The sequence below is a fragment of the Sneathiella sp. genome (genome assembly GCF_036960985.1).
GTDB lineage: Bacteria > Pseudomonadota > Alphaproteobacteria > Sneathiellales > Sneathiellaceae > Sneathiella.
Genome location: NZ_JBALWD010000043.1, coordinates 1 through 26,763, shown reverse-complemented (window position 1 = coordinate 26,763; position 26,763 = coordinate 1). Strand labels below are relative to the sequence as shown.

At 46.0% G+C, this 26,763-nt stretch carries 34 protein-coding genes, 2 tRNA genes and 2 pseudogenes; 28 read left to right on the top strand and 10 right to left on the bottom strand.

All coding sequences use genetic code 11. The features are described 5' to 3' along the window. Window positions 1–2: 2 nt before the first annotated feature. Window positions 3–77, bottom strand: a tRNA-Thr gene (locus V7723_RS18000). Window positions 78–262: 185 nt separating this feature from the next. Here V7723_RS18000 and V7723_RS17995 point away from each other — a divergent pair. The 15 genes from V7723_RS17995 (at window position 263) to V7723_RS17925 (ending at window position 10,573) form a co-directional block, all read left to right on the top strand. After that, window positions 263–436: a hypothetical protein gene (locus V7723_RS17995; protein WP_335685884.1), complete on the top strand. Its 174-nt coding sequence runs from the start codon at window positions 263–265 to the stop codon at window positions 434–436. A gap of 86 nt (window positions 437–522) precedes the next feature. Continuing rightward, complete coding sequence (gene dcd, locus V7723_RS17990) at window positions 523–1,077, top strand: dCTP deaminase (RefSeq protein ID WP_335685883.1); 555 nt, start codon at window positions 523–525, stop codon at window positions 1,075–1,077. 204 nt (window positions 1,078–1,281) lie between these two features. Continuing rightward, a complete protein-coding gene (murA, locus tag V7723_RS17985) occupies window positions 1,282–2,574 on the top strand; it encodes a UDP-N-acetylglucosamine 1-carboxyvinyltransferase (RefSeq protein WP_335685882.1) in 1,293 nt (430 codons plus the stop codon). Window positions 2,575–2,602: 28 nt separating this feature from the next. After that, window positions 2,603–3,055 carry a DUF2948 family protein gene (locus V7723_RS17980; protein ID WP_335685881.1) on the top strand — a complete coding sequence of 151 codons (453 nt, stop codon included), beginning with the start codon at window positions 2,603–2,605 and terminating at the stop codon, window positions 3,053–3,055. Window positions 3,056–3,109: 54 nt separating this feature from the next. After that, window positions 3,110–3,772, top strand: coding sequence for an ATP phosphoribosyltransferase (gene hisG, locus V7723_RS17975; protein ID WP_335685880.1), 663 nt, complete (start codon window positions 3,110–3,112; stop codon window positions 3,770–3,772). Beyond that, window positions 3,762–5,069 carry a histidinol dehydrogenase gene (hisD, locus tag V7723_RS17970; protein WP_335685879.1) on the top strand — a complete coding sequence of 436 codons (1,308 nt, stop codon included), beginning with the start codon at window positions 3,762–3,764 and terminating at the stop codon, window positions 5,067–5,069. Before hisG ends, hisD begins: the two co-directional genes overlap by 11 nt. Window positions 5,070–5,094: 25 nt before the next feature. Next, the gene (locus tag V7723_RS17965; protein WP_335685878.1) at window positions 5,095–5,574 is read left to right on the top strand and encodes a UPF0262 family protein; all 480 of its coding nucleotides are present in this window, start codon (window positions 5,095–5,097) and stop codon (window positions 5,572–5,574) included. A gap of 54 nt (window positions 5,575–5,628) precedes the next feature. Continuing rightward, window positions 5,629–6,090, top strand: coding sequence for an arsenate-mycothiol transferase ArsC (locus V7723_RS17960; protein ID WP_335685877.1), 462 nt, complete (start codon window positions 5,629–5,631; stop codon window positions 6,088–6,090). Window positions 6,091–6,231: 141 nt separating this feature from the next. Continuing rightward, complete coding sequence (gene infA, locus V7723_RS17955) at window positions 6,232–6,450, top strand: translation initiation factor IF-1 (protein ID WP_251935582.1); 219 nt, start codon at window positions 6,232–6,234, stop codon at window positions 6,448–6,450. 12 nt (window positions 6,451–6,462) lie between these two features. Beyond that, complete coding sequence (locus tag V7723_RS17950) at window positions 6,463–7,122, top strand: Maf family protein (protein WP_335685876.1); 660 nt, start codon at window positions 6,463–6,465, stop codon at window positions 7,120–7,122. Then, entirely contained in the window at window positions 7,122–8,528 is a 1,407-nt protein-coding gene (locus tag V7723_RS17945; RefSeq protein WP_335685875.1) for a ribonuclease E/G, read from the top strand. The genes V7723_RS17950 and V7723_RS17945 overlap by 1 nt, the downstream gene beginning before the upstream one ends. A gap of 7 nt (window positions 8,529–8,535) precedes the next feature. Continuing rightward, entirely contained in the window at window positions 8,536–8,715 is a 180-nt protein-coding gene (locus tag V7723_RS17940) for a DNA gyrase inhibitor YacG (RefSeq protein WP_335685874.1), read from the top strand. After that, window positions 8,654–8,860: a hypothetical protein gene (locus tag V7723_RS17935; RefSeq protein WP_335685885.1), complete on the top strand. Its 207-nt coding sequence runs from the start codon at window positions 8,654–8,656 to the stop codon at window positions 8,858–8,860. The genes V7723_RS17940 and V7723_RS17935 overlap by 62 nt, the downstream gene beginning before the upstream one ends. A gap of 120 nt (window positions 8,861–8,980) precedes the next feature. Further along, window positions 8,981–9,056: transfer RNA gene (locus V7723_RS17930), tRNA-Phe, on the top strand. A 275-nt stretch (window positions 9,057–9,331) separates the two neighbouring features. Next, the gene (locus tag V7723_RS17925; RefSeq protein ID WP_335685873.1) at window positions 9,332–10,573 is read left to right on the top strand and encodes a tyrosine-type recombinase/integrase; all 1,242 of its coding nucleotides are present in this window, start codon (window positions 9,332–9,334) and stop codon (window positions 10,571–10,573) included. A 35-nt stretch (window positions 10,574–10,608) separates the two neighbouring features. Here the strand turns inward: V7723_RS17925 and V7723_RS17920 are convergent. Further along, a pseudogene (locus V7723_RS17920) lies at window positions 10,609–12,034 on the bottom strand (IS3 family transposase). Window positions 12,035–12,210: 176 nt separating this feature from the next. Then, window positions 12,211–12,309, bottom strand: a pseudogene (locus tag V7723_RS19845) (DsbE family thiol:disulfide interchange protein); the annotation flags it as partial. 45 nt (window positions 12,310–12,354) lie between these two features. On the opposite strand from V7723_RS19845, the gene V7723_RS17915 reads away from it, so the two are divergent. The 9 genes from V7723_RS17915 (at window position 12,355) to V7723_RS17875 (ending at window position 17,695) form a co-directional block, all read left to right on the top strand. Continuing rightward, on the top strand, window positions 12,355–12,723 hold the full coding sequence (locus V7723_RS17915; RefSeq protein ID WP_335685872.1) for a hypothetical protein: 369 nt from the start codon (window positions 12,355–12,357) through the stop codon (window positions 12,721–12,723). A 142-nt stretch (window positions 12,724–12,865) separates the two neighbouring features. Next, window positions 12,866–14,314 carry a multicopper oxidase family protein gene (locus tag V7723_RS17910; protein WP_335685871.1) on the top strand — a complete coding sequence of 483 codons (1,449 nt, stop codon included), beginning with the start codon at window positions 12,866–12,868 and terminating at the stop codon, window positions 14,312–14,314. A gap of 34 nt (window positions 14,315–14,348) precedes the next feature. After that, window positions 14,349–14,795 (top strand): DUF411 domain-containing protein, encoded by a 447-nt coding sequence (locus V7723_RS17905; RefSeq protein ID WP_443024252.1) that lies wholly within the window; start codon window positions 14,349–14,351, stop codon window positions 14,793–14,795. Between the two features lie 15 nt (window positions 14,796–14,810). Further along, on the top strand, window positions 14,811–14,942 hold the full coding sequence (locus V7723_RS17900) for a hypothetical protein (RefSeq protein ID WP_335685869.1): 132 nt from the start codon (window positions 14,811–14,813) through the stop codon (window positions 14,940–14,942). Next, complete coding sequence (locus V7723_RS17895) at window positions 14,942–15,547, top strand: TlpA family protein disulfide reductase (protein ID WP_335685868.1); 606 nt, start codon at window positions 14,942–14,944, stop codon at window positions 15,545–15,547. Before V7723_RS17900 ends, V7723_RS17895 begins: the two co-directional genes overlap by 1 nt. A gap of 3 nt (window positions 15,548–15,550) precedes the next feature. Further along, on the top strand, window positions 15,551–15,838 hold the full coding sequence (locus V7723_RS17890; RefSeq protein WP_335685867.1) for a hypothetical protein: 288 nt from the start codon (window positions 15,551–15,553) through the stop codon (window positions 15,836–15,838). Window positions 15,839–15,880: 42 nt separating this feature from the next. Further along, a complete protein-coding gene (locus V7723_RS17885) occupies window positions 15,881–16,138 on the top strand; it encodes a hypothetical protein (RefSeq protein ID WP_335685866.1) in 258 nt (85 codons plus the stop codon). Window positions 16,139–16,222: 84 nt separating this feature from the next. Further along, window positions 16,223–16,921, top strand: coding sequence for an SCO family protein (locus V7723_RS17880; RefSeq protein ID WP_335685865.1), 699 nt, complete (start codon window positions 16,223–16,225; stop codon window positions 16,919–16,921). Between the two features lie 33 nt (window positions 16,922–16,954). Beyond that, window positions 16,955–17,695 (top strand): cytochrome c biogenesis CcdA family protein, encoded by a 741-nt coding sequence (locus V7723_RS17875; protein ID WP_335685864.1) that lies wholly within the window; start codon window positions 16,955–16,957, stop codon window positions 17,693–17,695. 231 nt (window positions 17,696–17,926) lie between these two features. Here the strand turns inward: V7723_RS17875 and xrtD are convergent, their stop codons facing one another. The 3 genes from xrtD to V7723_RS17860 all read right to left on the bottom strand — a co-directional run bounded on the left by xrtD (window position 17,927) and on the right by V7723_RS17860 (window position 20,266). Continuing rightward, window positions 17,927–19,468 (bottom strand): VPLPA-CTERM-specific exosortase XrtD, encoded by a 1,542-nt coding sequence (xrtD, locus tag V7723_RS17870; protein ID WP_335685863.1) that lies wholly within the window; start codon window positions 19,466–19,468, stop codon window positions 17,927–17,929. A gap of 86 nt (window positions 19,469–19,554) precedes the next feature. Beyond that, a complete protein-coding gene (locus tag V7723_RS17865) occupies window positions 19,555–19,800 on the bottom strand; it encodes a hypothetical protein (RefSeq protein ID WP_335685862.1) in 246 nt (81 codons plus the stop codon). Between the two features lie 157 nt (window positions 19,801–19,957). After that, complete coding sequence (locus tag V7723_RS17860) at window positions 19,958–20,266, bottom strand: hypothetical protein (protein WP_335685861.1); 309 nt, start codon at window positions 20,264–20,266, stop codon at window positions 19,958–19,960. Window positions 20,267–20,359: 93 nt separating this feature from the next. On the opposite strand from V7723_RS17860, the gene V7723_RS17855 reads away from it, so the two are divergent. From V7723_RS17855 to V7723_RS17845, 3 genes are all read left to right on the top strand, one after another. Continuing rightward, entirely contained in the window at window positions 20,360–20,782 is a 423-nt protein-coding gene (locus V7723_RS17855; RefSeq protein WP_335685860.1) for a cytochrome c, read from the top strand. Between the two features lie 242 nt (window positions 20,783–21,024). Continuing rightward, window positions 21,025–21,669, top strand: a complete 645-nt coding sequence (locus V7723_RS17850; RefSeq protein WP_335685859.1) for a HupE/UreJ family protein — start codon at window positions 21,025–21,027, stop codon at window positions 21,667–21,669. A gap of 1,116 nt (window positions 21,670–22,785) precedes the next feature. After that, window positions 22,786–23,376 carry an alpha-ketoglutarate-dependent dioxygenase AlkB family protein gene (locus tag V7723_RS17845; RefSeq protein ID WP_335685858.1) on the top strand — a complete coding sequence of 197 codons (591 nt, stop codon included), beginning with the start codon at window positions 22,786–22,788 and terminating at the stop codon, window positions 23,374–23,376. 255 nt (window positions 23,377–23,631) lie between these two features. Here the strand turns inward: V7723_RS17845 and V7723_RS17840 are convergent, their stop codons facing one another. Then, window positions 23,632–23,817: a hypothetical protein gene (locus V7723_RS17840; RefSeq protein WP_335685857.1), complete on the bottom strand. Its 186-nt coding sequence runs from the start codon at window positions 23,815–23,817 to the stop codon at window positions 23,632–23,634. 130 nt (window positions 23,818–23,947) lie between these two features. Further along, complete coding sequence (locus tag V7723_RS17835) at window positions 23,948–24,625, bottom strand: nitroreductase (RefSeq protein ID WP_335685856.1); 678 nt, start codon at window positions 24,623–24,625, stop codon at window positions 23,948–23,950. A gap of 88 nt (window positions 24,626–24,713) precedes the next feature. Between V7723_RS17835 and V7723_RS17830 the strand changes: the two genes are divergently transcribed. Further along, window positions 24,714–25,028 (top strand): hypothetical protein, encoded by a 315-nt coding sequence (locus tag V7723_RS17830; protein WP_335685855.1) that lies wholly within the window; start codon window positions 24,714–24,716, stop codon window positions 25,026–25,028. A 156-nt stretch (window positions 25,029–25,184) separates the two neighbouring features. Here the strand turns inward: V7723_RS17830 and V7723_RS17825 are convergent, their stop codons facing one another. After that, window positions 25,185–25,841, bottom strand: a complete 657-nt coding sequence (locus V7723_RS17825) for a glutathione S-transferase family protein (protein ID WP_335685854.1) — start codon at window positions 25,839–25,841, stop codon at window positions 25,185–25,187. A gap of 281 nt (window positions 25,842–26,122) precedes the next feature. Continuing rightward, window positions 26,123–26,763: hypothetical protein (locus tag V7723_RS17820; RefSeq protein WP_335685853.1), on the bottom strand; the 641-nt coding region annotated here is incomplete at its 5' end.

The window sequence follows — 26,763 nt, the reverse complement described above, 5'->3', positions numbered from 1 at the left end:
TATGGTGCCGCCGGGTGGATTCGAACCACCGGCCTCTCCCTTACCAAGGGAGTGCTCTACCCCTGAGCTACGGCGGCGCATGAATGCTGGAGCGGCGGAATATATAAGGTTCTCGGTCGTTGTCAAAGAGTATTTTAATGTACGAAAATGACCTCCAGGCTAAGAGAAGCTGACTACCTCCAACCTCTTCTTCGGATTGCGTAAATCCTTTTAAATGTTTAATGAAGGAAGGGTCTTCAATTTTTCCCCGCAGAAAGCGCAAATGACCACCGACGGACAAAATTCTAAAAGCAATAAAGAAAAACTACAGGCCGAGAAAGCGACGAGGTTGGCAGATCAATTGCGAGGTAATCTGCGCAAACGAAAATCTTTGCAGCGCCAGCGCGGTGAGGATGCACCCAATGCCATCAAAAACAAAGATAAGCTTACGGACTAGGTTTAGCCTTATTTACCCTTGGCCCTCAGCTTTTCAGACTGTAGTATGCCGATCCAAATAAAAGAGATTTAACGGAGAGTATAAATATGTCCATCCTGTCAGATAAATGGATCAGGTCAGCAGCGCAGGAAACAAAGATGATTGAGCCTTTCGTGGAAAGCCAAAAAAGTGAAGGCACTATTTCATACGGACTCTCTTCGTACGGATATGATGCTCGGGTGTCTGATGAATTTAAGATTTTTACAAACATCGATTCGGCGACTGTCGACCCTAAAGCTTTTTCCAACGATAGTTTCGTCGATAGAAAAACGGATGTCTGTGTCATTCCGCCAAACTCATTCGTTCTAGCGCGCACAGTGGAGTATTTTCGTATTCCCCGTGATGTTTTGGTTATTTGCTTAGGGAAATCGACGTATGCCCGATGTGGTATAATTGTTAATGTTACTCCTCTTGAACCGGAGTGGGAAGGGCATGTAACGCTTGAATTTTCAAACACGACGCCACTTCCTGCCAAAATTTATGCTAACGAAGGCGCATGCCAGTTTCTATTTCTAAAAGGCAATGAGCCCTGCGAAGTCTCCTATCGTGACCGGGCAGGAAAATATATGGGCCAAGAAGGCGTAACTTTGCCTAAACTCTGATTAATTCAGCAAATATTCATATTTTTGACGATATTTATGATTAATTGCCCGCCACTCAAACATTTTACAACTAGATCACGCCATTTTCTTTCCCTTGCGACAAAAAATGGTCTAAAAAGCCCGTGTTTTGGCGAAAAATAGCCAGCTTGTTTCACTTCTAGGGGTTGAATAAGAAATGGCAAGAAGGATAGGATTGGTTTTTTCATGGACAGTATACGAATACGTGGCGGAAAACCGCTATATGGCAAAATCGAAATCAGTGGTGCGAAAAACGCCGCCTTGCCCTTAATGGTCGCAAGTCTTCTGACAGAAGAAACTTTGACATTGTCAAACCTGCCACAGGTCGCTGATATATCTACGCTTATCAATCTACTATGTCAGCACGGTGCAACCGCGGTCATGAACGGTCAGAGTTCAGGCGAAGGAAGTAGCATCGGTAGATCTCTATCGATTACAGCTTACGATATTACAAATACAGAAGCCCCATACGATATCGTGCGAAAAATGCGTGCAGGCGCTTTGGTCATGGGACCGCTACTCGCCCGAGTCGGAAAAGCTCGTGTTTCCTTACCAGGCGGCTGCGCGATCGGAACGCGACCGATGAACCTTCACATCGACGGTTTAGAGTTAATGGGTGCTAAAATTGATATTGTCGGTGGATATATGGAAGCTGTCGCTCCCGAAGGATTGCAGGGCGCTGACATACGGTTTGAAACGGCATCCGTTGGCGCAACGGAAAATCTACTGATGGCAGCGTGCTTGGCGACAGGCCAAACGGTCTTGGAGAATGCCGCACGCGAACCGGAGATCACCGACCTCATTCGATTGCTCCGGCAAATGGGCGCCCAAATCGAAGGTGACGGGACGGATCGATTAACCATCATCGGCGTAGACAAATTAAAGGGAGCCGATTACCGGGTAATGCCAGATCGAATTGAAACCGGCACCTATGCCATCGCGGCAGCGATTACTGGCGGAGAAATTGAACTAACTAATACGGATAGTGAAATCATAAAATCGGTTATCGATGTCTTGATAGAGGCCGGTGCGGATGTTGTCCCAACCGATACCGGCTTAATTGTATCACGTAAATCGGCCATTCTAAATGGTGTGGACTTAATGACCTTGCCTTATCCTGGCTACCCCACCGATATGCAAGCACAGATGATGGCATTGATGACCGTTGCTGGCGGTGCGGCCATGATTACTGAGACCATTTTTGAGAATCGCTTTATGCATGTTCCCGAGCTAGCAAGGCTCGGCGCAAACATTACTGTCCACGGTCATTCGGCTCTTGTCCGGGGTGTTGAAAGCCTGGTTGGGGCGCCAGTTATGGCCACAGACCTAAGAGCATCTGTCTCTTTGGTACTTGCGGGCTTGGCAGCGACTGGAGAAACCGTTATCAATCGTGTATATCATCTAGATCGCGGATACGAGCGCCTGGAAGAAAAGTTGGCTGCATGTGGTGCTGATATCGAACGGATCGCTGGAATCTGAATTATATTCCTATAACGGGACCAAAATTATGCCTAATGGCCTAAAACTTATTGCCACAGATGCCGAAGAACTTTGCATTCTTTCGGCCGCACTGGAGGGCACTATCACCAGTCCTGGTGAAATGAGTTTCTCACGATCTCAAAGGGTTTTTACCCTGATGGGGTCTAGGTTCATGTGGGAAGGGTTTTCCCGAAAGCCCAAGGCCTCTAACAATAGATCTCGCATCCGATCCGGGTTCCTTTTTATGGATGTCCTATCTGTTAAATCCTATGGAATTTCCCAGGATTTTCCGAAGGAAGCACTGGAATTGTTGAGCGTTCTTTCCTTCGAAAAAGAGAATTCCGCAGCCGAGATACGCCTTAATTTTGCCGGCGGTGGTACGGTTTCGCTGGATGTAGAATGTGTTAACGCCTCACTTACTGATACAGGCAAAGCTTGGTCTACAAAACACAAACCACACCATGAGGACCCCCTCGCCTAATCAGAACTGAAAACCAAAATCTAATTTGGTACCAATTGTAAATGGAGCTTTAAAGTGCCGTCGAGCGATGAGTTGGTTATAGCCCTGCCAAAAGGGCGAATATTAAAAGAAGTCATGCCGTTGATCCGGAGTGTCGGGATTGAACCTGAGCCAGCATTCGATGATCCAGAAAGCCGCCTTTTGCAGTTTCGCACTAATCACTCAAACATATCTATCATACGGGTACGTTCATTCGACGTTGCTACCTTCGTCGCATTCGGAGCGGCACAGCTTGGCGTCGCTGGCAATGATGTTTTGCTGGAATTCGATTATCCCGAAATATATGCCCCTGTTGATCTGGATATTGGTCATTGCTATATCGCAGTCGCCCAGCCTGAAGGCTTGGAAGATGATCGTGATCCGGCGCGATGGAGCCACGTACGCATCGCGACGAAATACCCAAATTTAACACATAAGTATTTTGCCGCAGCCGGTATCCAGGCTGAGTGTATTAAATTGTCTGGCGCGATGGAGCTTGCTCCTGGATTGGGGCTTTGCCGGCGGATCGTTGATCTTGTTTCCTCTGGTGCCACATTGCGCGCAAACGGCCTGGTCGAAGTTGAAAAAATTCTCGATATTACCTCTCGGCTTGTCGTGAACAGGGCGGCTCTTAAAACTCGCTCCATCGAGTTGAACGGATGGATTGAGAAATTCCGGGAGGCTGTCGATGCCCGTTAAATTAAGAACGACAGACGCTAATTTCAATTCTCAGTTTTCGGCCTTACTCTATCAGAAACGAGATGCAGATGCCGATGTAAGTGTCGTAACTGCTACGATTTTATCTCAAGTGCAAGATCGCGGCGACGATGCAGTTATTGAATATACCAATAAATTTGACCGCCTCACTCTTCAAAGCGCTGACAACTTACGAATTACAAAATCTGAGATTGCTAAGGCCGTTGCCGCGTGTGAAGCTGAGACGTTAGAAGCACTTAATCTCGCAGCAGAGCGGATTGAGGCATTTCATAAATTGCAATTACCCGATGATCACTTTTTCACGGATAGCGACGGCGTAGAACTCGGTTATCGCTGGACACCAATAGAAAATGTAGGGTTGTATGTACCCGGCGGATTAGCAACATACCCGTCCTCGGTATTGATGAACGCAATACCGGCAATAGTTGCTGGCGCCTCACGTTTGGTGATGGTTGTTCCGTCACCTGACGGCGTCATTAACCCTTTGGTTCTGGCAGCTGCTGATTTGGTTGGCATTGATGAGATTTACAGAATTGGCGGAGCGCAAGCAATCGGTGCCCTAGCCTACGGCACGGAAACCATACCGGCCGTTGACAAGATCGTCGGTCCTGGCAACGCTTATGTGGCCAGCGCTAAACGCCACGTTTTCGGAACAGTAGGCATAGATATGATTGCTGGTCCCTCAGAAATACTAGTTGTAGCAGACAATCAGAATGACCCTGCCTGGATTGCTGCGGACCTACTAAGTCAAGCTGAGCATGACCCTGTCGCGCAAAGTATTCTTATAACCGATGATGAAGCTTTCGCAGCAGAGGTCGAAAAAGCGATTTCACATCATCTAACCACTTTGCAGCGCGCCGATATTGCTTCGGCAAGTTGGAATACATATGGTGCAACCATTCTCGTAGACGATTTATCCGAAGCGCCGGCATTAGTGGATCAGCTCGCACCTGAACATTTAGAGCTTTGCGTTGATGATGCTAAGGCTGACGCTCTGGCAGACAAAATACGCCATGCTGGTGCAATTTTCTTAGGCCGATACACACCTGAAGCCATAGGAGACTACGTCGCAGGCCCCAATCATGTTTTACCAACCTCTCGTACCGCTCGCTTTTCTTCCGGATTATCAACACTGGATTTTGTAAAACGAACATCATTATTACGCCTTAATGCAGAAAGTCTTGGTAAGATTGGCCCTGCTGCCATTAAGCTGGCCAAAGCCGAAGGGCTGGGGGCACATGCTCTTTCCGTTGGTATTCGGCTAAATATACCGGACTGAATATACGAAAGTACTAATTACGCTCATGGCCGAAAATCAACATATCGCGAAAATAGAGCTAGACGAAAGGACAGTTGTACGCCGCAACGCCGATATCGAACATGAACGTAAAGTTGCGATCTTTGATATACTGGATGGCAACTCTTTCACAGTAAACGGATTTGAAGAGGACGGCCCCTACTCCTTGCACCTCAGTATTGAAGATAATCGATTAATTTTCGATATCAGAACAGAAGACGACCAAACTGAACTTGTGCGAATACCACTACCCGTCATTTCATTTCGACGCATCATCAAAGATTATTTCCATGTATGCGAAACCTATTTCGAAGCTATTAAAACCGCCTCACCTTCCAAAATAGAAGCAATTGATATGGGACGGCGTGGTCTCCATAATGATGGCTCTGAACTTCTCCAAGAGCGATTGAAAGAAAAAGCCGAAACTGATTTCGATACAGCTCGGCGTCTATTTACGTTAATGTGCGTCCTGCATATTCGAGGATAGGAAGGTAGAAATGGCCAACGTGTTGACCTTTCTTCGCTGGACTATTAACCGCTTATGAGTGATCGCCCTTTTTCCGATAAGCTGCCGGGCAGCGTTCTTTTTGCTTGTACCCATAATAGTATTCGATCGGTGATGGCAGAAGTCATCATGAAAAGTCTATATGGACATGCCGTTTATGTAGACAGCGCTGGCATTCTCGCAAAAGACGTAGACGGTTTTGCAGTGGAAGTTCTCGATGAAATTGGTCTAATTGGCGGAAATCACATTGCAAAGAATTTTGAAGATTTGGAAGATGACTCTTTCGACATAATAATTTCGCTCTCCCCAGAAGCACATGCCAAAGCACAAGAGCTTACTCGTACGACAGCTGGCGAAACAGAGTTTTGGAATACAGTCGATCCGTCGTTAATGGAAGGAAATCGGGAAATGCAATTGAACGCATTCCGACACGTACGCGATGACCTTTATGAAAAGATCAAAGCACGCTTCAGAACAGCGCCAAGCCCAAAAGTATAGAAAATCGTAGCGATTTGTGGCGAATGCAGGTGTTTTTTAGCTCATTTCGATAATTCTTTCATTTTACTTGCAGGAAATGCTTGCATTTAAAGGCCTGCCGCCTCTATTTTGCACCACTCAAAGTAACTAGATAGGAAATTTATGGCTAAAGAAGAACTATTAGAATTTGATGGAACCGTCACGGAATTGCTCCCGAATGCTATGTTCCGCGTAATTTTAGAAAATGATCACGAAGTTCTCGCCCACACAGCCGGTAAAATGCGGAAGCATCGTATTCGTGTACTTGCAGGCGACAAAGTCACCGTCGAAATGACACCCTATGATTTGACGAAAGGCCGGATCACTTTCCGCTACAAGTAAAGGTGATCACCTATGGCTGACCGAAAAGATGTGTTTATTGCTCGCCCTTCGACCATAAGCGATGAAACCAAACCAGCCGTACCGCCCTCCTCCTTGGTTCTTGCTTCAGCTTCACCGCGCCGTCTATCACTCCTTAGTCAAATTGGTATTGTACCGGACATAGTTTGTCCGGCCGACATAGATGAGACGGCTCAAAGAGACGAGCTTCCTCGCGATATAGCGAAAAGACTTTCTCAGGAAAAAGCAGCCGCCGTGTGTTCCCAGTTTGAAGGTAAATTTCTTCTTTCAGCGGATACCGTAGTTGCGGTCGGTCGCCGCGCCCTTGGTAAAGCGGAAGACGAAGATGAAGCACATGGTTTTTTAAAACTACTTTCCGGACGTCGCCATCAAGTACATACAGGCGTCACCCTGGTTACCCCAACCGGAGCAAGTGTATCCCGCCTCGTTTCAAGCTCCGTAATATTTAAACCAATCGGCGAACACGAGCTACGTTCTTACCTTCGGACAGAAGAATGGCACGGGAAAGCCGGTGGATATGCTATTCAAGGACGCGCAGCCTCCATTGTGCGTTCTATTCAGGGTTCCTATAGTAATATCGTCGGACTACCTCTTTTCGAAGTTAGTAATATGCTCATTGGCAACGGCTTTGATATTTGGGCATCACAAGAATAATGCGTAATACTCTTCTTATCGAAGAAGGATTATTTGAAACACGTGCAGCTCTTTTGCATGGCGAAATAGTCATCGACCTCCAGATTGAACGTTATCAGGATATTTCTGCTGTTGGAGATTTCTACATTGGTCGGGTGAGCAAAATTGTACATGACCTGGATTCGGCCTTTGTCGACCTTGGTGGGGAAAAGCACGGCTTCCTCCAGGCTCACGATATCGAGAATAAAGGCAGAACTATTGCTCAAATTACACATGAGGGACAAAAGCTATTAGTACAGGTGACCAAGGATGAGCTGGGAGGCAAAAATGTTCAACTCACCTGCCACTATACCTTTAAAAGCGCTAATCTCCTGCACCGCCCTTTAGGAAACGGCATTATTTTTTCTAAAAAAATCAGAGAAGAAAGAGACAGAAATCGAATAACCGCGCTTTTTCATAAACACCTAGAAACTGGCAGCCTTACAATTCGTACTTCCGCAAAACTAGCCAGTGACGAGCAATTGGTTAACGAAATAACCTTCTTACGCCGACAGTGGTCAGAAGTTCAAAAATTTCAATCCGTCGTTTCCAAACCAGGAAAATTTCCAGCAAATACAACACCAACTTCGTTGATTTTAGCCAGCTATCTTTCAGACGAACTAAAGATTGTTGTTAACTCCGCCAAAGCTTTTCGAACTTGCGAAAACTATCTCGAGCAGGCGGCACCCGATGCAAAATCAAACCTTACGCTTTGGAACAAACCTGGCCCTCTTTTTGAAGAGTACAATGTTGAGGAGGAAATTGAACAGGCAACCCAACAGCGTCTTGTACTAGATTCCGGTGTTAGCCTTTCTTTCGAACAAACAGAAGCCCTTCTCGTTGTAGATGTAAATTCGTCATCCGTAACAAAAGCGAATGGTGTCAATTCCGTTGCCCTTTCCAGTAATTTAGACGCAGCAAAAGAAATTGCTCACCAAATACGATTGCGTAACTCGTCTGGGATTATCATCATTGATTTTATTCAGATGAACGGCGCGGGAGACAATCAAAAAGTATCCGCCTGTTTAGAAGGAATATTTAGGACTGACCCCGTTCACACACGCATGATTGGCATGACGGAGCTCGGGTTAATGCAGGTGACGCGGACACGGACACGTAAATCCCTGCAAAATATCTTGACCGCACCTTGCTCGCATTGTGCAGGTACATCGCGGCAGGAAACTGCATTGACCAGACTTTCTAATTTTGTCAGAACACTGCAGCAAGAAATCGCTTCGCGCGACGGGAAAGCCATCAAGATTTATGCTGGGAAAGCTCTTACATTTCATCTTTTACAACATCAAGAAGTAATTGAAAATCATCTGTCCCGTCCTCTATTAATCACTGAGAATGTTGATTTACCTGACAATAGTTTTCTACTAGATTAAGCTTATTATGGCTAAAAATATGCAAATAAAAAAACTCTGCCCACAATGTTCGAAACCGGTCGCAATCGAACACCGGCCTTTTTGTTCCGCCCGGTGTAAGCAATTGGATCTCGGAAAATGGTTCAATGAAAGTTATGTCATCCCGGGAGATGAAACAGTACCTGCAAATGACCATGATGAAGATTGAAGGCATCATAAACCTACGAGTTGTTTCAGCGCCAGCGGTGCATTCAAAACGAATTGTTATGATTTCTCTAACTAAAACGGCCTCTCGGAAAGATTACGCGGCCAAATTGGAAGCCTGTTTTTCTGCCCAGTCCGAGACAGCTTGACTGACGAATAAAAGTGAATTTCTTTTTCCGGCTATTTCAACGAACAAGTCTAGACAGCCGTTTATATTTCTTCTATAACGCTGCTGCTTCGCATGGATGCAATCGCATCGTCTGCGACGTGCCCAGGTAGCTCAGTTGGTAGAGCAGCGGACTGAAAATCCGCGTGTCGGTGGTTCGAATCCGCCCCTGGGCACCACTATCTAGTATATTTTCCTGTTATACCCAATATATGTAGTGTTTTTGGGCATTTTTTGTGCTGTTTGCAGGTCATTTTGACGTTGCACAGAAGTTGCACATTTTTCTATAAAACAGGCCTATTTCTTACTTCCAAAAAATATATTTTATCTTTTAAAAACAACGCCTTGAGTGAAAAAAAAGTTGAAATTAATATTGCCTTTTGAGGACTAGATTCGTTATATCAACTCATAAGGTAATTTCACCTTTTATAATATAAATTGAGGAAGAGAAAGGATGGCAAAGCATAGAGAAAACACCACTGCAATATGCGGTGGCAACGTAACCATTTACACACGTACAGATACTGCTAAACCCGTTTGGCAAGGCAGGATGAGTAATCCAGACGGTAAGGGGTATTTAACTAAATCCTTGGGAACCCTTTGTAAGGTTGAAGCTACTGAACAGGCTGATGACTGGTATCGTGACATCAAGCACAAGCTCAAAAATAACCTTGTAATCAATAATCAAAAATTCAGCCAAATTAGCAAAATTTATCTGGAGCAGCTGCAACAGGACATCAAATTGGGTGTCGTTCCTACGCAACATTTGATAAATTACAAACCAGCCGTAGATACCTATATCAATCCCTTCTTTGACAAGCGTAATATTGACACCGTTACTCAGCAGGACATTAACGCCTTTAAAAAGTGGTGCCATGTCTATTGGACAACAGGTCCTGGCTCTTTGGTCAAGGGCTGGACCTATAACAGATATGGTAAACTCATAAGAAATCCAGCTGCCAGATCTACAAAAATTCTATCCAGTAGCAGTATGAACAAGATCTGTGTTGTCATGAGAGAGATATATAGAGTTGCTGTCCAAAAAGGCGCTGTCAAAGAAGCAGGTATTCCCAAAATAGGGAGTTCAATTAAGGGCCAAGGCATCAAACAGAACAAGAAAAATAGACGGCCCGCTTTTAGCAAAGCTGAATATAATATACTTGTTCAAAAGCTGCGTCATTGGCCAAATAAAGCAAGAACTGAAGCCCATAAGCAACGAAGGTTATTACTGAACGATTACGTCCTTATTCTGGCGAACACAGGAATTAGGCCAGGAACAGAGAGTGACAATCTTAGATGGAAAGATGTTACAGATGTCCAGCAAGATGGCGAGACATACGTCCAATTGAACGTTGATGGAAAGACTGGTGAACGCCAACCAATTGCTATGCCTAATGCTAGAATTTACTTTGATCGCCTCAAGCAGCGACGTACGGACGTTCTAGGGCATCCACCTGGCAATGACGAACCAGTATTCTGCTTACCTGACGGCACACATGTCAAAAATGATTACTTTAGAGCAGCTTTTAAACGGGCCTTAGAGCAGTTTGGAATGCTTCAAGACAGCTATGGCCGTAATAGAAGCCCCTATAGCTTACGACATACCTATGCAACGCTGCGCTTGGCCATAGGTGTTGGCTTAGACGAACTCAGCAAGTGTCCGTCGTCATATGAAATGGGCTTAGCCTTGATTTGAGCTAAGAGAAGGTTTGGCTCACGCGTTGAATAATATTATGCGACGACTTTGCGGTATTGCAAGCGCCGTGATTTGAAGGTGTTTAGTTTGATCCTTTCTCGTCTGTTCAAGATGGTTTGTGCTCTGCCGAAGTAAACATCGGCGGGTGTGAGATTTTTGAGACTTTCGTGATACCGGTGATGATTATAGTGATCAATGAAGGCTTCGATCTGGTTTTCAAGGTCGCCCGGCAGGAAGTAGTTTTCCAACAACACACGGTTTTTCAGAGTTTGATGCCAGCGTTCGATCTTACCCTGCGTCTGCGGATGATAGGGAGCGCCTCTGACATGCGACATGCCTTTGCCTTTAAGCCATTCTGCTAGGTCCGTTGAGATATAACTGGCCCCATTATCAGATAATAGTCGTGGCTTGTGTATGACGTTGGCTTGATCACACTCAGATGCCTGTAACGCCAGCTCCAGTGTGTCCGTGACATCTGTCGTCTTCATGGTGGTGCATAGTTTCCAGGCGATGACATATCTTGAGAAGTCATCGAGAATGGTCGAGAGATAGAACCACCCCCAGCCAATGATTTTGAAGTAAGTGAAGTCGGTTTGCCACATCTGGTTTATGGCCGTGGTTTTGTCCTTGAACTCGCTGGCCGCCTTCATGACGATAAAGGCGGGGCTGGTGATCAGGTCATGTGCCTTCAGAAGGCGATAGACGGAGGCTTCCGACACAAAGTAGCCCTTTGTATCGGTGAAGGTCACAGCCAGCTCACGCGGACTGAACTCGGGTCTCTCCAAGGCAAGATCAAGAACCGCATTTCGTATCTCATCAGGGATACGGTTCCAGATGACTATCGGTCTAGAAGCTTGGTCTTCAAGGGCGTCAATCCCGCCAGTGAGGTATCGATCATATCCCTTTGACCGGCAGGGCATGCTCGCATGCCCGAGAGGGGCGATAAAACGTCGTCTTGGGAATACCCAGCTTGTGAAGCGTTTGTTTGGCAGGCAGACGGGAACCCTCAACCAAACGGATGATCTCGAACTTCTCTGAGGCTGGGTATCTCATTCTGACTCGCCCCCATCTATTACCCGGCAGGTGATGCTTGCATCTCTAAGAGGGCCCGATCATACTTTTTTTGAGAAGACGGAGTTCCAGTGTTTGCTCGGCAACCACTTCCTTCAGGTCACGGGCCTGCGCACGCAGGCTTTTAACTTCATCCGTTGAAGCGTCTCGCGCGGTATCGCCCGCCAGACGTTTCTTACCAGCTTCAAGAAAACCCTTGGACCATTTATAATAAATGCCCTGGGAGATACTTTCCTTACGGCAAAGCTCGGCAATACTGTCTTCACCTCGCAGGCCGTCCAGTACAATACGGATCTTCTCTTCCGCTCCATACTGTTTGCGTGTCTTACGTTGGATGTCTTTTACAAGGCGTTCCGACGCAGAATGTCGGGTCTCGGGTTTCTGTCTCATCTTCGCTCCTTAACGGCTACGATGAACCAAAAACCCTCTCTTATGCAAATCCGTTAATTAGGCCCATAGGTGTTGACGGGGAACAATCTGGCTTCAGGTTGGAATCATTCTTGCCTGCACAGGGAGCAGCCGCTGTCGCTCGTGCATGAGGAATGATCGAGGAACAGTTGTCGTATTTAGTTGACCGCTCCGATATGCTTGTAGGCAACGCGTCCGTCTGCGCCAATCACGAAGGTCTCCGGCACGCCATATACGCCCCAATCGATTGCCACACGGCTGATTAGCGGGCTTGAGTAATAGCGTCTCCAAACTATGACAATTTGTCCATTGACAAAAAAGCGAAAAGACTCTCTGATAAAAGCATGAAATCTGTTTGTTCAAATATAGCTGCTCTCCTGATCGTGCTTATGATGGCCGGTCTCTTGGGAAATACTCCTGCCAAAGCAATGACGCTGGACAGTATGTCTGCAGAGGTAGCGGATTGTCAGAATTGTGGGAATGCCAATAATATGCAGAATATGGGCGCTATTTGCTCCAGTGTTTGCATTGTCTCAGTAATGACGGATGAGACCGCGATTGAATCAATTACAATACACGGCGCTAAAAAAACACAGTTTGAAACTTTGATTTCTCGTTTACGCGAACGCAGCGAATATCCAGACCCCCATCCCCCCAAACATACATCCTAACTAGGTGGTAGCCCTGCGCATCGGCCTCTGAAGGCTGACGCATGCTTCTTATAGCATTTTATTGCTAACCAGGCAGTTGTGATCCGCAAATGACGTTTGAGCTTTTTTGCGGCTGGATCAATTCCAAATGGATGTCTAACTTATGGATAATCAAAAAGTACCGAAATTTACGCGTCGAAACGTAATTTCATCGACTGCAGCCGTCACAATTGGGGCAGTAATCCCGAACTTGTGGGTGCTAAGGGGCAATGCATCCTCCGAAATGGAGGTAATTCTGCATGCGGCATCTGCTCAAAGAAAACTTGACCCTAGCTTTTCGCAACCGGCAACTCTATGGAATTTTAACGGAGCGGTTCCAGGACCTGAAATTCGTGTCCGCCAAGGAGCACGTTTACGCGTCACCGTAAATAACGGATTGGCAGAAGATACAACAGTACATTGGCATGGGGTTCGCACTTCAAACGCAATGGATGGGGTTCCCTACGTAACCCAGAAACCGATTTCACCGGGAAATCAGTTCGTGTATGACTTTAATGCGATTGATGCCGGAACATACTGGTATCATCCCCACCAGCGTAGTTTCGAACAAGTCGGCCGCGGCTTATACGGTCCCTTGATTATTGAGGAAGCAAATCCAATAAGGGTTGATCGTGATGTGACATGGATGCTGGATGATTGGCGTCTTGAACAATCGGGAGAGATCGAGGGCGATTTTGGAAACTCCCATGATATGAGCCATAGTGGTCGAATTGGCAATACGGTCACCATTAACGGCAAGAAAATGGAAATGTTTTCGGTTGGAAAAGGGGAACGTATACGCCTCAGGCTGATAAATGCAGCGAATGCACGCATCTTTGGACTCGACTTCCAGGGACACGAACCTGTTATCATTGCGCTTGACGGGCAGCCTGTAACTCCACATCGACCAAATAATAATCTCGTCATCCTTGGTCCTGCTATGCGGGTTGATCTTGTTCTGGATATGGTGGGAAATTCCGATGATATCAACGACGTAGTGGATCGGTTCTATGAAGGTTTGGCTTACCGCCTAACCAGCATAAAATACTCTGACAAAGTTGTCAGGAATAGTCCCCCCAACTGGTCGGTTCAACTGCCGAAAAACCCTCTCAAGGAACCTGATTTTCCGAATGCGCAACATCATGAAGTGCTGTTCAGTGGCGGTATGATGGGCAATATGGTTATGCGGGAAATGGGAATAAACACCACCACATCGAATTCGATGATGGGGATGATGTATTCTAAAAATATATGGTTCATCAATGGTGTCGCGGCAGAAGGGCATATTATGGATCCGATGCTCAATCTGGATCTTAATCGCAGTTATGTGATTTCGATGACGAACGCTTCCGCCTGGTATCACCCAATTCATCTCCACGGCCATTCCTTTAGAGTTGTTTCTCGTGGCGGGAAAATGACGAAGTATCAGGAATGGCAGGACACGGTATTAATGGCGCCACGCGAAACCGTCGAAATAGCGTTCGTTGCCGATAATCCGGGTGATTGGATGTTTCATTGCCACATTTTGGAGCATCAAGCGAGTGGGATGATGGGGGTTATTCGCGTCGCCTGAAAAAGCAAACTTTAGAAGAAGGACAAATTCAATGATTAAAAAAATTATAGGTTTCGTTGCGTTCAGCGCATTTGTTGTCGCGGCCTACATGTATTACGAACAGAAAGAGGCGGTGGCAACGGAAGTTACGTTATATAAAAACCCTCAATGCCAATGCTGTGAATCTTATGCGGATTATCTTCGGGAAAATGGGTTTGTTGTTAGCGTAAAGCCGACACATGATCTGGTGCCTATGAGTAAAAAAGCTGGAATTCCAGAGGATTTCCAGGGATGCCATCTCGCTTTCATCGACAATTACGTGGTGAGTGGACACGTTCCTATCAATACGGTCAAAAAATTACTTACCGAAAAGCCCGACATTAAAGGCCTAACACTTCCCGGCATGCCGACAGGTTCTCCAGGCATGGGAGGCCCCAAAACAGGATCGTTCATTATCTATCAGATCAATGACAAACAACCGACTATTTATACGTCAGAGTGAAGGAGCATCAAAATAATGATTGATCCAAGCTGTATGTCAGGCGGAATGATGATGTGGGGAATGGCGATAGCCGGTCTTTTGATCGCTGTACTGCTGCTGTTCGCAATTGCTGCCCTCGGCAAGTATTTGTTCAGAGGTAAACATTGATGACAAGAAAGGTTATTATCACCTGCATGCTGCTCGCGGGATTGGTGGGTGTTGTGCTGTTTGGATCAAATCAGTTCTTTAACGCTGATCAGGATAGCCTTGCGATGTCAGGATCAAATAGCGACCGCAATAAACCGTCGGACATGATCCCGATGAATGAAAATCCACGGCCCCTGAAGTCGGTTTCATTTACCAACGCCAAGGGTGATGCCCTTGATCTGTCCAATTGGCGCGGGAAATTTGTTTTGCTCAATATCTGGGCGACCTGGTGTGCTCCTTGCCGGGAAGAAATGCCAACTCTCGACAATTTGCAACAGCAATTAGGCGGGCCGGACTTTGAAGTCGTAGCGCTTTCAATAGATCGGGCGGGCGTGGGAGTTATAAAAAAATTCTATAACAAGATTGGTATCAAGCATCTAGGCATTTACGTGGACCAAACCATGAAGGCGTCAACGGATTTGGGCACTTACGGGCTTCCAACAACGTTGCTGATATCACCCGAAGGACTTGAACTTGGCCGTCTCGCCGGACCCGCAAAGTGGGACAGTCCAGAAATGGTTGCCTTTTTACGCCCCCTTATTACCCACGAAATACAGGAGAAATAGATAATGAAGCCTGCTCAACATCAAAGCTCAAATATATTGATTGACTACTTAGGCTATCAATATCGAAACCGCCGTTCGATGGTCTTGTTAATCGGCGGGATCGTTATCGCAACTCCCTTCTTGGCATTCAACTGGAGTTGGCTAACGGCAATTGGAGTGTCGGCTATCCTAATAAGTGTTTTGCCTTGTGTTGTCATGTGCGCATTCGGCTTGTGCATGATGGGCGGCAAAGACTGCTCAAAGAACTCGGCCGCCAGCAAATCCCGTGACGATGATGGCGGTAGTCAGTAAAGCCCGGATTTCTCGGGAAAACTTGAAAAAAAGGAATGTATTATGAAAAAAATATCAATAATAATGGCTGTAACTATTGGAATTCTAGGGTCAACATCGCTTGCCTTGGCACAAAGCAATCAAACCGAAAGTCAGGACACGAAATCACACTCGATGATGCAAGATAGTCAGTCGAAGGGAGAGGCTGCAAAATCACACGACATGATGAATATGATGAGCAAGATGGAACCGATGATGAAGCAGTGTGGTGAGATGATGGAGTCAATGAAAAGTCATATGAAATCCGAGAAGGATGCATAAAAAAACTTGCGAATTATAAATCTAAAGTAACCCACCTCCTGCCAGTGAAACTCTGGCGGGAGGTTTTTTTAAGTGTAGGAACAAATGAAAACATCATATTTTTTCTCGGTATTGCTATACAGTCTGGTATTCGCGGTTACAGCAAGCGCCAATCACCCAGGCAGCAATCTTGATGATGTTATAAGTGAGAAAGAAGCCTATTTTCAAGCAATTAATGAACCCGCAGCGCCTCCGTTTGAATTGGTAAACGCAAAAGGTGAATTGAAACGGCTGTTAGACTATAATGAAAAAATTGTCGTTCTGAACTTTGTTTTTTCGAACTGCGCCGGTGTTTGTCCCTTGCATTCCGCCCGTATCGCCGATATCCAGGAAAAAATAAATGTCACCCCAATGCGGGATATGGTTCAGTTTATCAGTATCACGACCGATCCGGTCAACGATGTCGGCAGCGCTCTGGAGGCATACGGTGAAACACACGGGCTTGATCCAGTAAATTGGGTATTTCTAACTAAAAAACCGAGCGATCCGGATGACTTCACTCGAAAACTTGCGGCAGAGTATGGCGTAAAATTCCAACCTGAAGAAACTGGCCAGCAAATGCACGGTGTCGTGACGTTTATTATAGATCGTGACGGCCGCTTTGCCGGCAAGTTTCATGGATTAAAATTCAAATCAATCAATCTTGTTTTGTATCTGAACGGTCTTTCCCATCATGAAATGGAGACAGAAAAAAATATTCTGACTCGACGGTGGGATACGGTTCTACACTTTTTTAGTCAATAGAGTCTCCGTGCTAAATACTGAAAGCCGTGGTGGATGATAGAAATTTCTGGAATTGGCATAATTGCGACATTCTTAGCGGGTATTATTTCGTTTCTGTCGCCTTGTGTTTTACCACTCATTCCGGGATATATTTCCTATATCGCGGGCGGCCAGGGCAACGCAGTCGCCGTTGAATTTAAACCTCGTGAGAAATTTGCTGCCGCCGTTCTAAGTCTTTACTTTATACTTGGTTTCTCAACGGTTTTTATCATCCTAGGAGCTAGCGCCTCCACCCTTGGCCGGTGGTTGATTGGATATACCTATGAACTCAACTTGGTTGGCGGGGGTATAATTGCAGTGTTTGGCCTGTTTATGGTTGGGATGGCGCAGCTAAATATCCTGCAACGAGATATTCGTTTTCATCTTCAAATTCCAGGAGGACGTTCGTTCTCCGCCTATATCCTGGGCCTCGCCTTCGGTTTTGGCTGGACGCCTTGTATCGGCCCTATACTTGGTGCGATTTTAACCGTGAGTGCGACAATCTCAACCGTTCGAGAAGGAATTATCCTGTTGATGATCTACTCTGTTGGCCTGGGTATTCCTTTTCTCGTTGCCGCTATTTTTACAGATACTTTACGTCGGAGAATTCGCATCATTGGACGGATTGGTCGTCGGCTCCACCAGGGCGCAGGCGGTCTGATGATCTTAATGGGTGTTGCTATGATGACCGGCCAGCTTTCCCTATTCTCCTACTGGCTTCTGGACATGTTCCCAATTCTAGGGAAAATCGGCTAGTAATTTCGTTTTTTTGCACATAGATATTTTTGAACACAAGTAGCAATGACATGGTGACCATATGGAATTTATAACACCGGAGCTTTCTCCGCTACCAATTGGCTTAGGGCTTTATGTTGTACAGTTCTATTTCATGCCACTTATCTCATAGGAAATTCCTTATTAATCCGGTGAATAAAGACACTCATCCAACCCTTTGGAATCGATTCCAAAGACATTGAGGAATTAGTTCTAATTGGGAACGTAATCCGGCAAAACTTTAATCAATTCTTTCGAAAACAGCGTTAGTTCCTGATCAGCAAGAGCTTCCGACATAGTTGTTTCGATTGGCATATAGAGTCGTACTAAAGCACCATCAGTTCTTGCGGATGTCATGCCGCCCAGCAAAAGATTTAATTTGGCTTTATATTCATTGGCAATAAATTTGCCGCGTTGTTGAAACCAATAATAGACGAGGAGTCTATTTTCACCGCGGCTGATAAGAACCCGGTTTACAGGAACCATCTGATCGCCAGTTTGCAATTCAATTTCGGTAATATTATCTATTATCCATCCACCGGAAGGAATACAAACACGGGGTGAATGAGGTGTGTTGCTAGCAGATTGCTGCTCGTAGTAGCCAACAAAGACGGTAATAGGTGGTTTTGCTTTCGTCCGATAGTGGCCAAGGAAATAGTCACTCATATTCAGAATCGTTTGCTCGATACCAGGGAGAATATCCTCCTCTGCGATCATGCCGTTTATCTTCAAAGGAAAGCTTGTAAATTGCCGCCGGTCAGGTATTTCGGGTTCAATATTACGCACGAACAGCACGGAAACTATCATTACGGCGCATAGTACGCCGCTACTTATTATTGGAGCAATCGGCGTCGGTTTTTCGGTGCCGAGCTTTGCCGGGACGGCCACTTTAAGAACGCCATTTCCGATACTAGATTTCTCAGATTTTCGCAAAGTCAAATAACAAATTACCATCATTACCGCGAAAGAAAAAAGGAAGAAAACCCATCCTTCAAATAGGTGAAAAAATCCGTCTGATACCGCTGTATCAGTCCAGTCAGCTATCGCCCCCGTCAAGAAAATGCGGACACTATTCATTAGTATTGAAACAACTGCAGCAATTACGACGAATAAACCACGTTTCCATAGCGGTATGTCAAAAATCATTCCCGCCAAAACGCCTAAGCCTATCATCGGATACAGGTATCTTAAGCCAGCACACGCCTCCACAACTGACAATTTTATCGTTCCCATATCAATGATCGTTCCATCTTGGAAAACCGATAATCCGACGGCGCGTAGCATCCAAACACTCATATCCGTCGAAACCAATTGAAGCCCGAAAGTCAAGTTCGCGTTTAAAAATGCGGGTGGAGGGACAACGAAGGGAAGCAAAATCAATGAAGGCAGTATATACCGACCATACGTAATACCGCCAAACACCAAAAAGAGACCGAAAATTAGCAAGAACAAACTAAGATGGCGTAGGTTTTCGATGCCTGATTTGACTGCAAGAGCATAAACAAAAACGGCTATAGCGCTTAAAAGGACGCCAACCCAATTGCCTCGGATATCATAGGAGTCGAGAAGTGAACGTCTCGCCCATAGCAAATAGAGAGATACGGCCAACATCAGGGGACCGTGAGTGAATTCCTCCAAATTCATCCAGTCAGCCCAAAGAAGCTCTCCATCAGGAAGATACAAGATGAAGACCAGAACAAGCAGCATCGGCAACGCAAGCTTCGTCCAGTTCAATCTTCGTTCTGTCAACTCCATGTAAACCTCACAACCGTTTCATACGCTAGCCAAAAGTTGCCAATATTCTGAAATCGCGAAAAATCTGATTTCAATGTTTTTTAGGATTAAGCGCCCGCCGCTTTTGCATCTGATTTGTTGGAGATCACACCAAGCAACTTCTTAACCTGTAATTGCCGACGGTATTCTGTTACTTCCGATTTTTTAGCCTCGCCAGGCGCTCCGATTGCTGACTTCTCCCCGTGACTTTCCTGATGGCTGCCTGAGGCAAAAGCAACAGCTGAACCAAAAGTAAGAGCGGCTAAAAGGGTAATGCTGGCGGTACTGGATAAAATAGTACGCTTAATTTTCATAATTCGATTCCTAAGCTTATCTCCGAAAACAGGGCGTAAAACGCCAAAGTGTTTTTGACGGAGAAAGGTTTGATTTTCAGTATTGAGAAATTCAGGTCATAGCAATCTGTCATCCCCGTTCTCAGGAACAGCGACCAATAGATGCTAAATAATCGAATTAGCTGATGGGGGGGCGATCCGTAGGCAACGGATGGAGTGACGTCAGCTGGGGAGCATTTACGTCGAAGGGATCCTTCGCACCGAAGACTGTTGAGGCATAGGTGAAGAGCCCAGGCAACGACATCGCACAGGACGCGACACCGCAATGTTCAACATGAGAATTTTCATCTTTTTGATGGTCTGACGTCGCGTGATTGTCAACAGAGACAACATGATGAGTTTGAGTATCTGCATCAGCATGATGAGCTGATACCGGCATCATGGAAAAAACACTGAACGTAAAGAACAGAGCGATGAAAAAACTCATCCCTCTCAAACGCCAGTCTAAATTTCCGTTCGTGCTTTTCAAGTTTCACCGTATATTTAATGCTGTTCTTACATAATATATAAATCAACTTTAGTGGATAACAAGATAAAAAGTTTTATTTCTCAACGAGCTACAAGTATTCTTGTCGGCACCATACTGTCGATTGCAACTCTCCTGGCGGTACAAGCTATCTCCATAAATATGTCGGCAGCAAATGATCATACTGTCGAAGCTCAGCTCACTACCCCGGAAGAATTGGCAAATGGCCGAATTATTTATGGTGCCAATTGTGCATCGTGTCATGGCGAAAATCTGGAAGGTGAGCAAAATTGGCGATCCATTAAACCGGATGGCACAATGCCAGCACCGCCTCATGACAAAAGTGGCCACACATGGCATCACGATGATCAATTATTATTCGCCTATACAAAAGAAGGTGGACAAAGTGTAATCGGAGGCAGCTTTAAGAGCGGCATGCCGGGATTTGGAGAAACGCTAACTGATGAGGAGATATGAGCAGTTTTGGGCTTCATTAAAATTGGTTGGCCGGAAACCATCAGAAAACGCCAACAGAAGATTTCAGCTGCCAGAAAAGAAAAACAGTAGCAGTTGACGCAAGTTTTGGTGCTATTTAAAGCGTCATAGTTATAATAATTGACGGCGGTTGAACAACGTTGTTACGTCAACACCCATATTCTGTAAAAAAAGTGTGCGCATTTGCTACTATCAAAATAATCGACCGAAATAGGGGATATGAAATGAAAAAAAGCATTCTTGCCATTATTGGTGTACTTGCAAGCGCCACTCCGGCTTTCGCGCATCACCCCTTAGGCGGTCAGCCAATGGAAACCTTCTCCCACGGCTTGCTGTCTGGAATAGGCCATCCGCTTCTGGGCTTTGATCATTTATTCTTCGTCGTCGCTGTCGGTATTGCAGCTCTCTTTACGGGGTATGCTAGGCTGGCTCCCGCTGCTTATATCGGCGCGATGTTGGTTGGCTGTCTGTTGATGAGTTTCGGAATTGGCCTTCCCTTTAAGGAAATTATCGTTGGGCTCTCTCTTCTCGTGGTCGGGTATATCATTCTTTCCGGCCGAACACTCGGTATCATGCCCGCTGTCGCGCTCTTTGCAATCTTTGGGCTGTTTCATGGGTCTGCGTTTGGCGATGTAATCGCAGCGCAGGAAGCCAGCGTTGGTGCGCCGGTTCTCTTCGGGTATCTAATTGGATTGGGTTGCCTACAATATGGTATCGCTCTGGCGTCTGGTTATTTAATAGTCAAAACCTGGAAGACAACGACAGCACAGGCTGTGGAAGCACGAATTGCTGGAGCCGCCGTTGCTGGAATGGGTGTATTCCTGACACTTGAGAACCTTGAAGGAATAGTTTTAGGAGCGTTTGTCTAAGGCTGATTATTAAATCCTTTAGCTGGATATTCTATTAGGTGTTCATCAATGTAGATCTAAAATGTTTGACGTCAGCGCCTATGGAACAAATTGTCGGGATTGCATAAGAGAGTGTTTCTGGGGCAATACTGCTAGTTTTGGTCCCATGGGACCAAAACCTCAATAAGCGATTGAGTCCGATATCAAAGATAAATCAAATTTGCCCATGGCAAAGGACTCTGTTGAATTTATCTTCTAGTTATAAATATTGTACCTTGTTTCCCTCTAATTGGATAAAGATATGTTTTGTGTACCTACTATTAATATTAATAACAGATCAATATCTTTTTTCTTACTGTTTGAAATAAGAAAAATCATAATCAGTTTAAATTCAATCACTTGAATATTGATTGATGTTTTAATTACATAACAAATTAGTTCAGGCCTGATTTTGTAAATAATTACTACTAATATCTGCCTCAAATTTCTGTGTATAATTGAACTAAATATCTACGTTACACCTAAAAACAATTCCTTTATCTGCCTCTTTACGCGGCGCCTAATCTAGCCAGAAAATGTTGGATAATTGAGCGACATCGTGCAACTATTAACAGCAAGGCGATCGCACTCTGGCAGATGTTAATTTTTGCACAGAATTTGTACAGGACAATTACGTTCTAATTATATAAATTAAAACAATGACTTAGCATAGGTTACGTTAACTGAAAATCCGCGTGTCGGTGGTTCGAATCCGCCCCTGGGCACCACTTTTTCCTAAAGCATCAAGATCCACAGACTAATACAAAGTCGGGCTGTTTAAGCTTGATACTATGAGCTGGCTTTTGTATAAGTAAATGGTCTGCTTATAACCCCAAGCCGACTTGTAGCGACACCATCCTGAATGTCTGCTTTTGACCCTGAGCAAAAGTATGGGATGTTGGGATTAGATATGGTATTCGAGAACCGGTTCCCCTTGAATAGGTGTGCCAAAATCACGCTAGATTAAAAAATGGCCATCAAAATTACTGAATAACTGCCAAGATTAGGAAACCTATCAGGCCAATTCGCAGGCTCGGTTGAAATCTCACTCCAAATCAGGCCTTATACAGAAGTTTCAGAGTATGTTTGGAATATAAAATGCCCAATACAAATCCAATTCAGTACCCAGCCCCACAAGCCGATATTTTCTGTTTCCCTCAGGCCTATTCAGCGGATGAAAGCGCAGAGATTTTCGAACTACTGAAAACCGACCTGGATTGGCAGCAAGCGCACATCACCCTACATGGCCGGACCGTGCCGATCCCCCGCTTGCAGCAATGGTATGGCGCTTCGGCCTATACCTATTCACGTCTGCACATGCCGGCGAGACCGATGACGCCTTTGCTGTCACGCCTCAAAGATCGGGCTGAACAGCTAACCGGATTTACCTATAACAGCGCGCTCTGCAATCTCTACCGTCATGAGCGAGACAGCGTCGCCTGGCATGCGGACGATGAGGCAGAATTGGGAACAAATCCGGCCATCGCTTCTCTCAGCTTTGGCAGTGATCGGATCTTTCAGTTCAAGCCAAAATCAGGCTTGACCCCGCCGTTCAATATCAACCTGCAGGCGGGAAATCTGTTATTGATGAAGGGTGAAACCCAGCACTACTGGCTGCACCAGATCCCTAAGACCAACAAACCAACGGGCGAGCGCATCTGCCTGACGTTCCGGATGACTTATTCCTGATCTAAACTACTCAAACTTTACGGTAATGTCTGCTTCTGGCACCAAACGGACTCTCCGACCATGTCGCCAGCGCGATCGTTTTGCTTTCCAAGAGCAGACGTTCCGGGCAAGGCTGGGGAATACCTCTTTCCAACCCGTTGCTGACATCCGTGATGATGGCGCGCTAACGCCGGTCTTGCGGCACTCGGGCCGATTTGCTAATGTGTCGCCATGTCTTTCCTCCTGCGCCATATCTCCCGCTACGCGGCACAAAAACTAGCCTCCGATCCTCGGGTGAGGGAAAAGGCGGCCAAGGTCGCGCGCGGCGTTGTCGACGAGGCCAGGCATATCGCCCGCGAGAAAGACAAGGCCCGGGCCGCCGGGCGAGCTCTCCGTCGCACCATGAATAAGCTGCAGGGCGATCAATAGAATTCCAAACCGGTCGCTTGTACCATCAGTCATAGAGATGCCATTTCATCAAACAGCCATAGTCGGTTATGCGCACTTTTGAGGCCCATTCAGGTCGGTGAGCTTATGCCCGCAATTGTGCTAAAAACGGAACCCGTTTTCAATGTCCGGTGAAGGTGAGCGCCTAGTCTACGAAGCCGACGAACACGGTTGCCTCTTCGACGCTTTTGCGTTCTGAAACCACAGCGTTAGCCGGGAAGGTTTCATCAGGCCAGCCGAGCGCGATGCTCTTCATGATGATCTGATCATCGGCAATGCCGGCATGCTCGCGCACCACAGGGGATTGCATGATCCCCTGGCTGTTAATCACTGTGCCAAGCCCGCGTGACCATGCAGCGTTTACCAGCGCCGTCGCAACAGCGCCGCAATCGAAGGGTGTATCGTCGCTGCCAGCCAGCTCGCGGTCATAAGTCACGATTACGCATACTGGCGCGTCAAATTGACGAAAGCCACGCAACACCCAGTCTTGGCGCATATCCTTGTCCTCGCGGGCGATGCCCATGGCGGAAAACAGTTGCTTGGCGACACCGACCTGTCTGTCGCGATGCTTGCCGGTGAAGGGCTCGCCAGTACGGAACTCGCGCGAGTGGGGGACGCCCGCTATGTTACGCTCTGTATTGCCGGCGCGAATGCGGTTTAGCGGCTCACCCGTGATGATGTAGAAACTCCAAGGTTGGGTATTCATCGACGATGGCGCGCGCATCGCCAGGGCGATGATTTCTTCGATTAGCGCCTTTGGCACGGGGTCAGATTTATAGCCGCGGATACTGCGACGGTTAAGGATCACATCGTCAAAATTCATTGGTAGTCCTTGAGAAGGTTTGGTTCTGTTTTGATTTTGTTTGTTTTGCTACAAGTAACGGTTTTTGCAGCGGAAGGCAAACAATGACGTGGCGATGGAAATTTGTGCCTCTATTCCAGGGTTCGATATAGATCTGTATCTCGAAACCGATGGACTGTCACTTTGCTCGATACTTTTGGGCCGTACAAGCATTCCACGCGAAATCGAGGTTGGCCGTCTGTTCATGAGCGGAGACGCACTAATTTTGAAAACGATGGACCGTTGGTTCTATCTGAGGACAACAGAGGATCCTAGCGACATAATGAAACTGGAAGAAATGGCGCAGATGACCGTAGTTGGCACTTTTCAGGCCCTTTTGGATCGACGAGTTTATGTTAGTAACTGCGCAAAAAGCGGAAGTTGACATTGACACAAATCCATTGCCAATCCGGGTCAACGAGAAACCAATTAGAGGGATTATTGAGGATGATGCGTGAGGCGCTCTATTGCGCAACACATATTGTCGCAGCCATCGCCGTTTTTGGTTCACTGTTTTCAATTGCCTCAGCAAGCGCGCGACTTAACTACGGCTTTTAATATAACCAAAAAATCCTTCGCGATTGGCTTCCTTGTCCGCAGCCACGCGTTGACTGATGGGATCGGCGGTGAACGCTGTGCGCCATTCTTCGAGACCGGGGATACGCTTGTTCAGATCTACTCCGGTAATCTGACCACCCAATTCGGCAACGGTCAAAACATAATACAAATAAATATCTGCCATCGTGAACTCAGTGCCAACCAACCATGGCTTAAAGGTTGCCAGAGCATTAATACAGTTTATGCCTCGCTCAACAACTGCGACCACTTCCGCAATCAGTTGTTCAGGCGCCGGTTGTTTGCTAAAGCTGTAAGGGATTAATCTGCGATTAGGCAACTCTAAGTACAACTCAGCCATGTGCATCAGTTGTCGATTTTTGTTGCGTGTAAACGTATCTGTTGGAAATAAAGATCTCTCTGGATATGCATCTTCTATGTATTCGCATAGCACGGCTGCTTCTGAAAGGTGCTGACCACTGTCAGTCGTCAGGCTTGGCACTTTGAGTGCGGGACTTAATTTGTTGTAGCCTTCCGCGCTCGCATACACAAGGTCCTCCGAAAAGACCACGCCTTTATACAACAGTGCGTGTTTCGGTATGTTGTAGTAGTTGCTGTACGAAAATCCATGAAGCGTTGGCATTACCGTATTTCCTATGTTTAATTATGTGAATTCGGCTGAGATTTTGATTGGGCACTATAGCAGTTTCCCCCACGAATACTCGCCTGATTTTAGAAATGCGCCTTAGGGACAAAAGCAGTTCAGTGTTTAATGGCGTCAATTGACGGTGATCTCGATAGATCGACGCAACACGTTAATCACACAGCATGTTGAAGCACAATCATCCTGGCGGTTCGACTCCATCCTTGAGCACCATTATTTTATGTGTCTACTTTTTTCTTTTCGTCCCGTAGGCGTTGATTTCAGAATAAAAATACAAAATCGTTGGTGTGATATTCCGGCACATTTTCCAAATCCGGATGATCAATATTGACTGTATTAAAACCGCTTCTGATAAATTCGGGTAACTCTAGATCGGAGATCTTTGCGACTATATTTAGATTGGCCTCAGCCCCTCCAATATGCATAGAATCCAACCTACCATCAGGTAGTCCCCTTTCCGCGACAGCCTCCGTGAAATAGGTAAGATGTCGAAGTATAATAACCGTATCCACATTGTTAAAAACTTCTGAAGCGCCATTTATCACCGAATACGTCTCTGGTGTTAATAATCCGTTCCGATCATTTAGCAATGGTCCAATCGCTTCATAAACCCAGTCATCCCAAACAATTACTAGCACGCCACAGAATTCTCCACGTGCTTTGAATGCTTCAAATTTTTCGTCAGCACTTCGCAGAAAACTCCTTAGCGTGTTATCTCTTGGTAACAGAGTATTATCCGTGCTTTTAGCTTGAATACCGGGCAAAACTTCTCCGTGCCGTATTGGAAATTGAAACTGCTTCGCATCACGTTGGCGAGCATGAATCGTATGTTTAGGGGCTTTAACTTCAAAACCATATTTTTTCCCGTCAGGCAACGTTACAACCAAGTCGACCTTCTTAC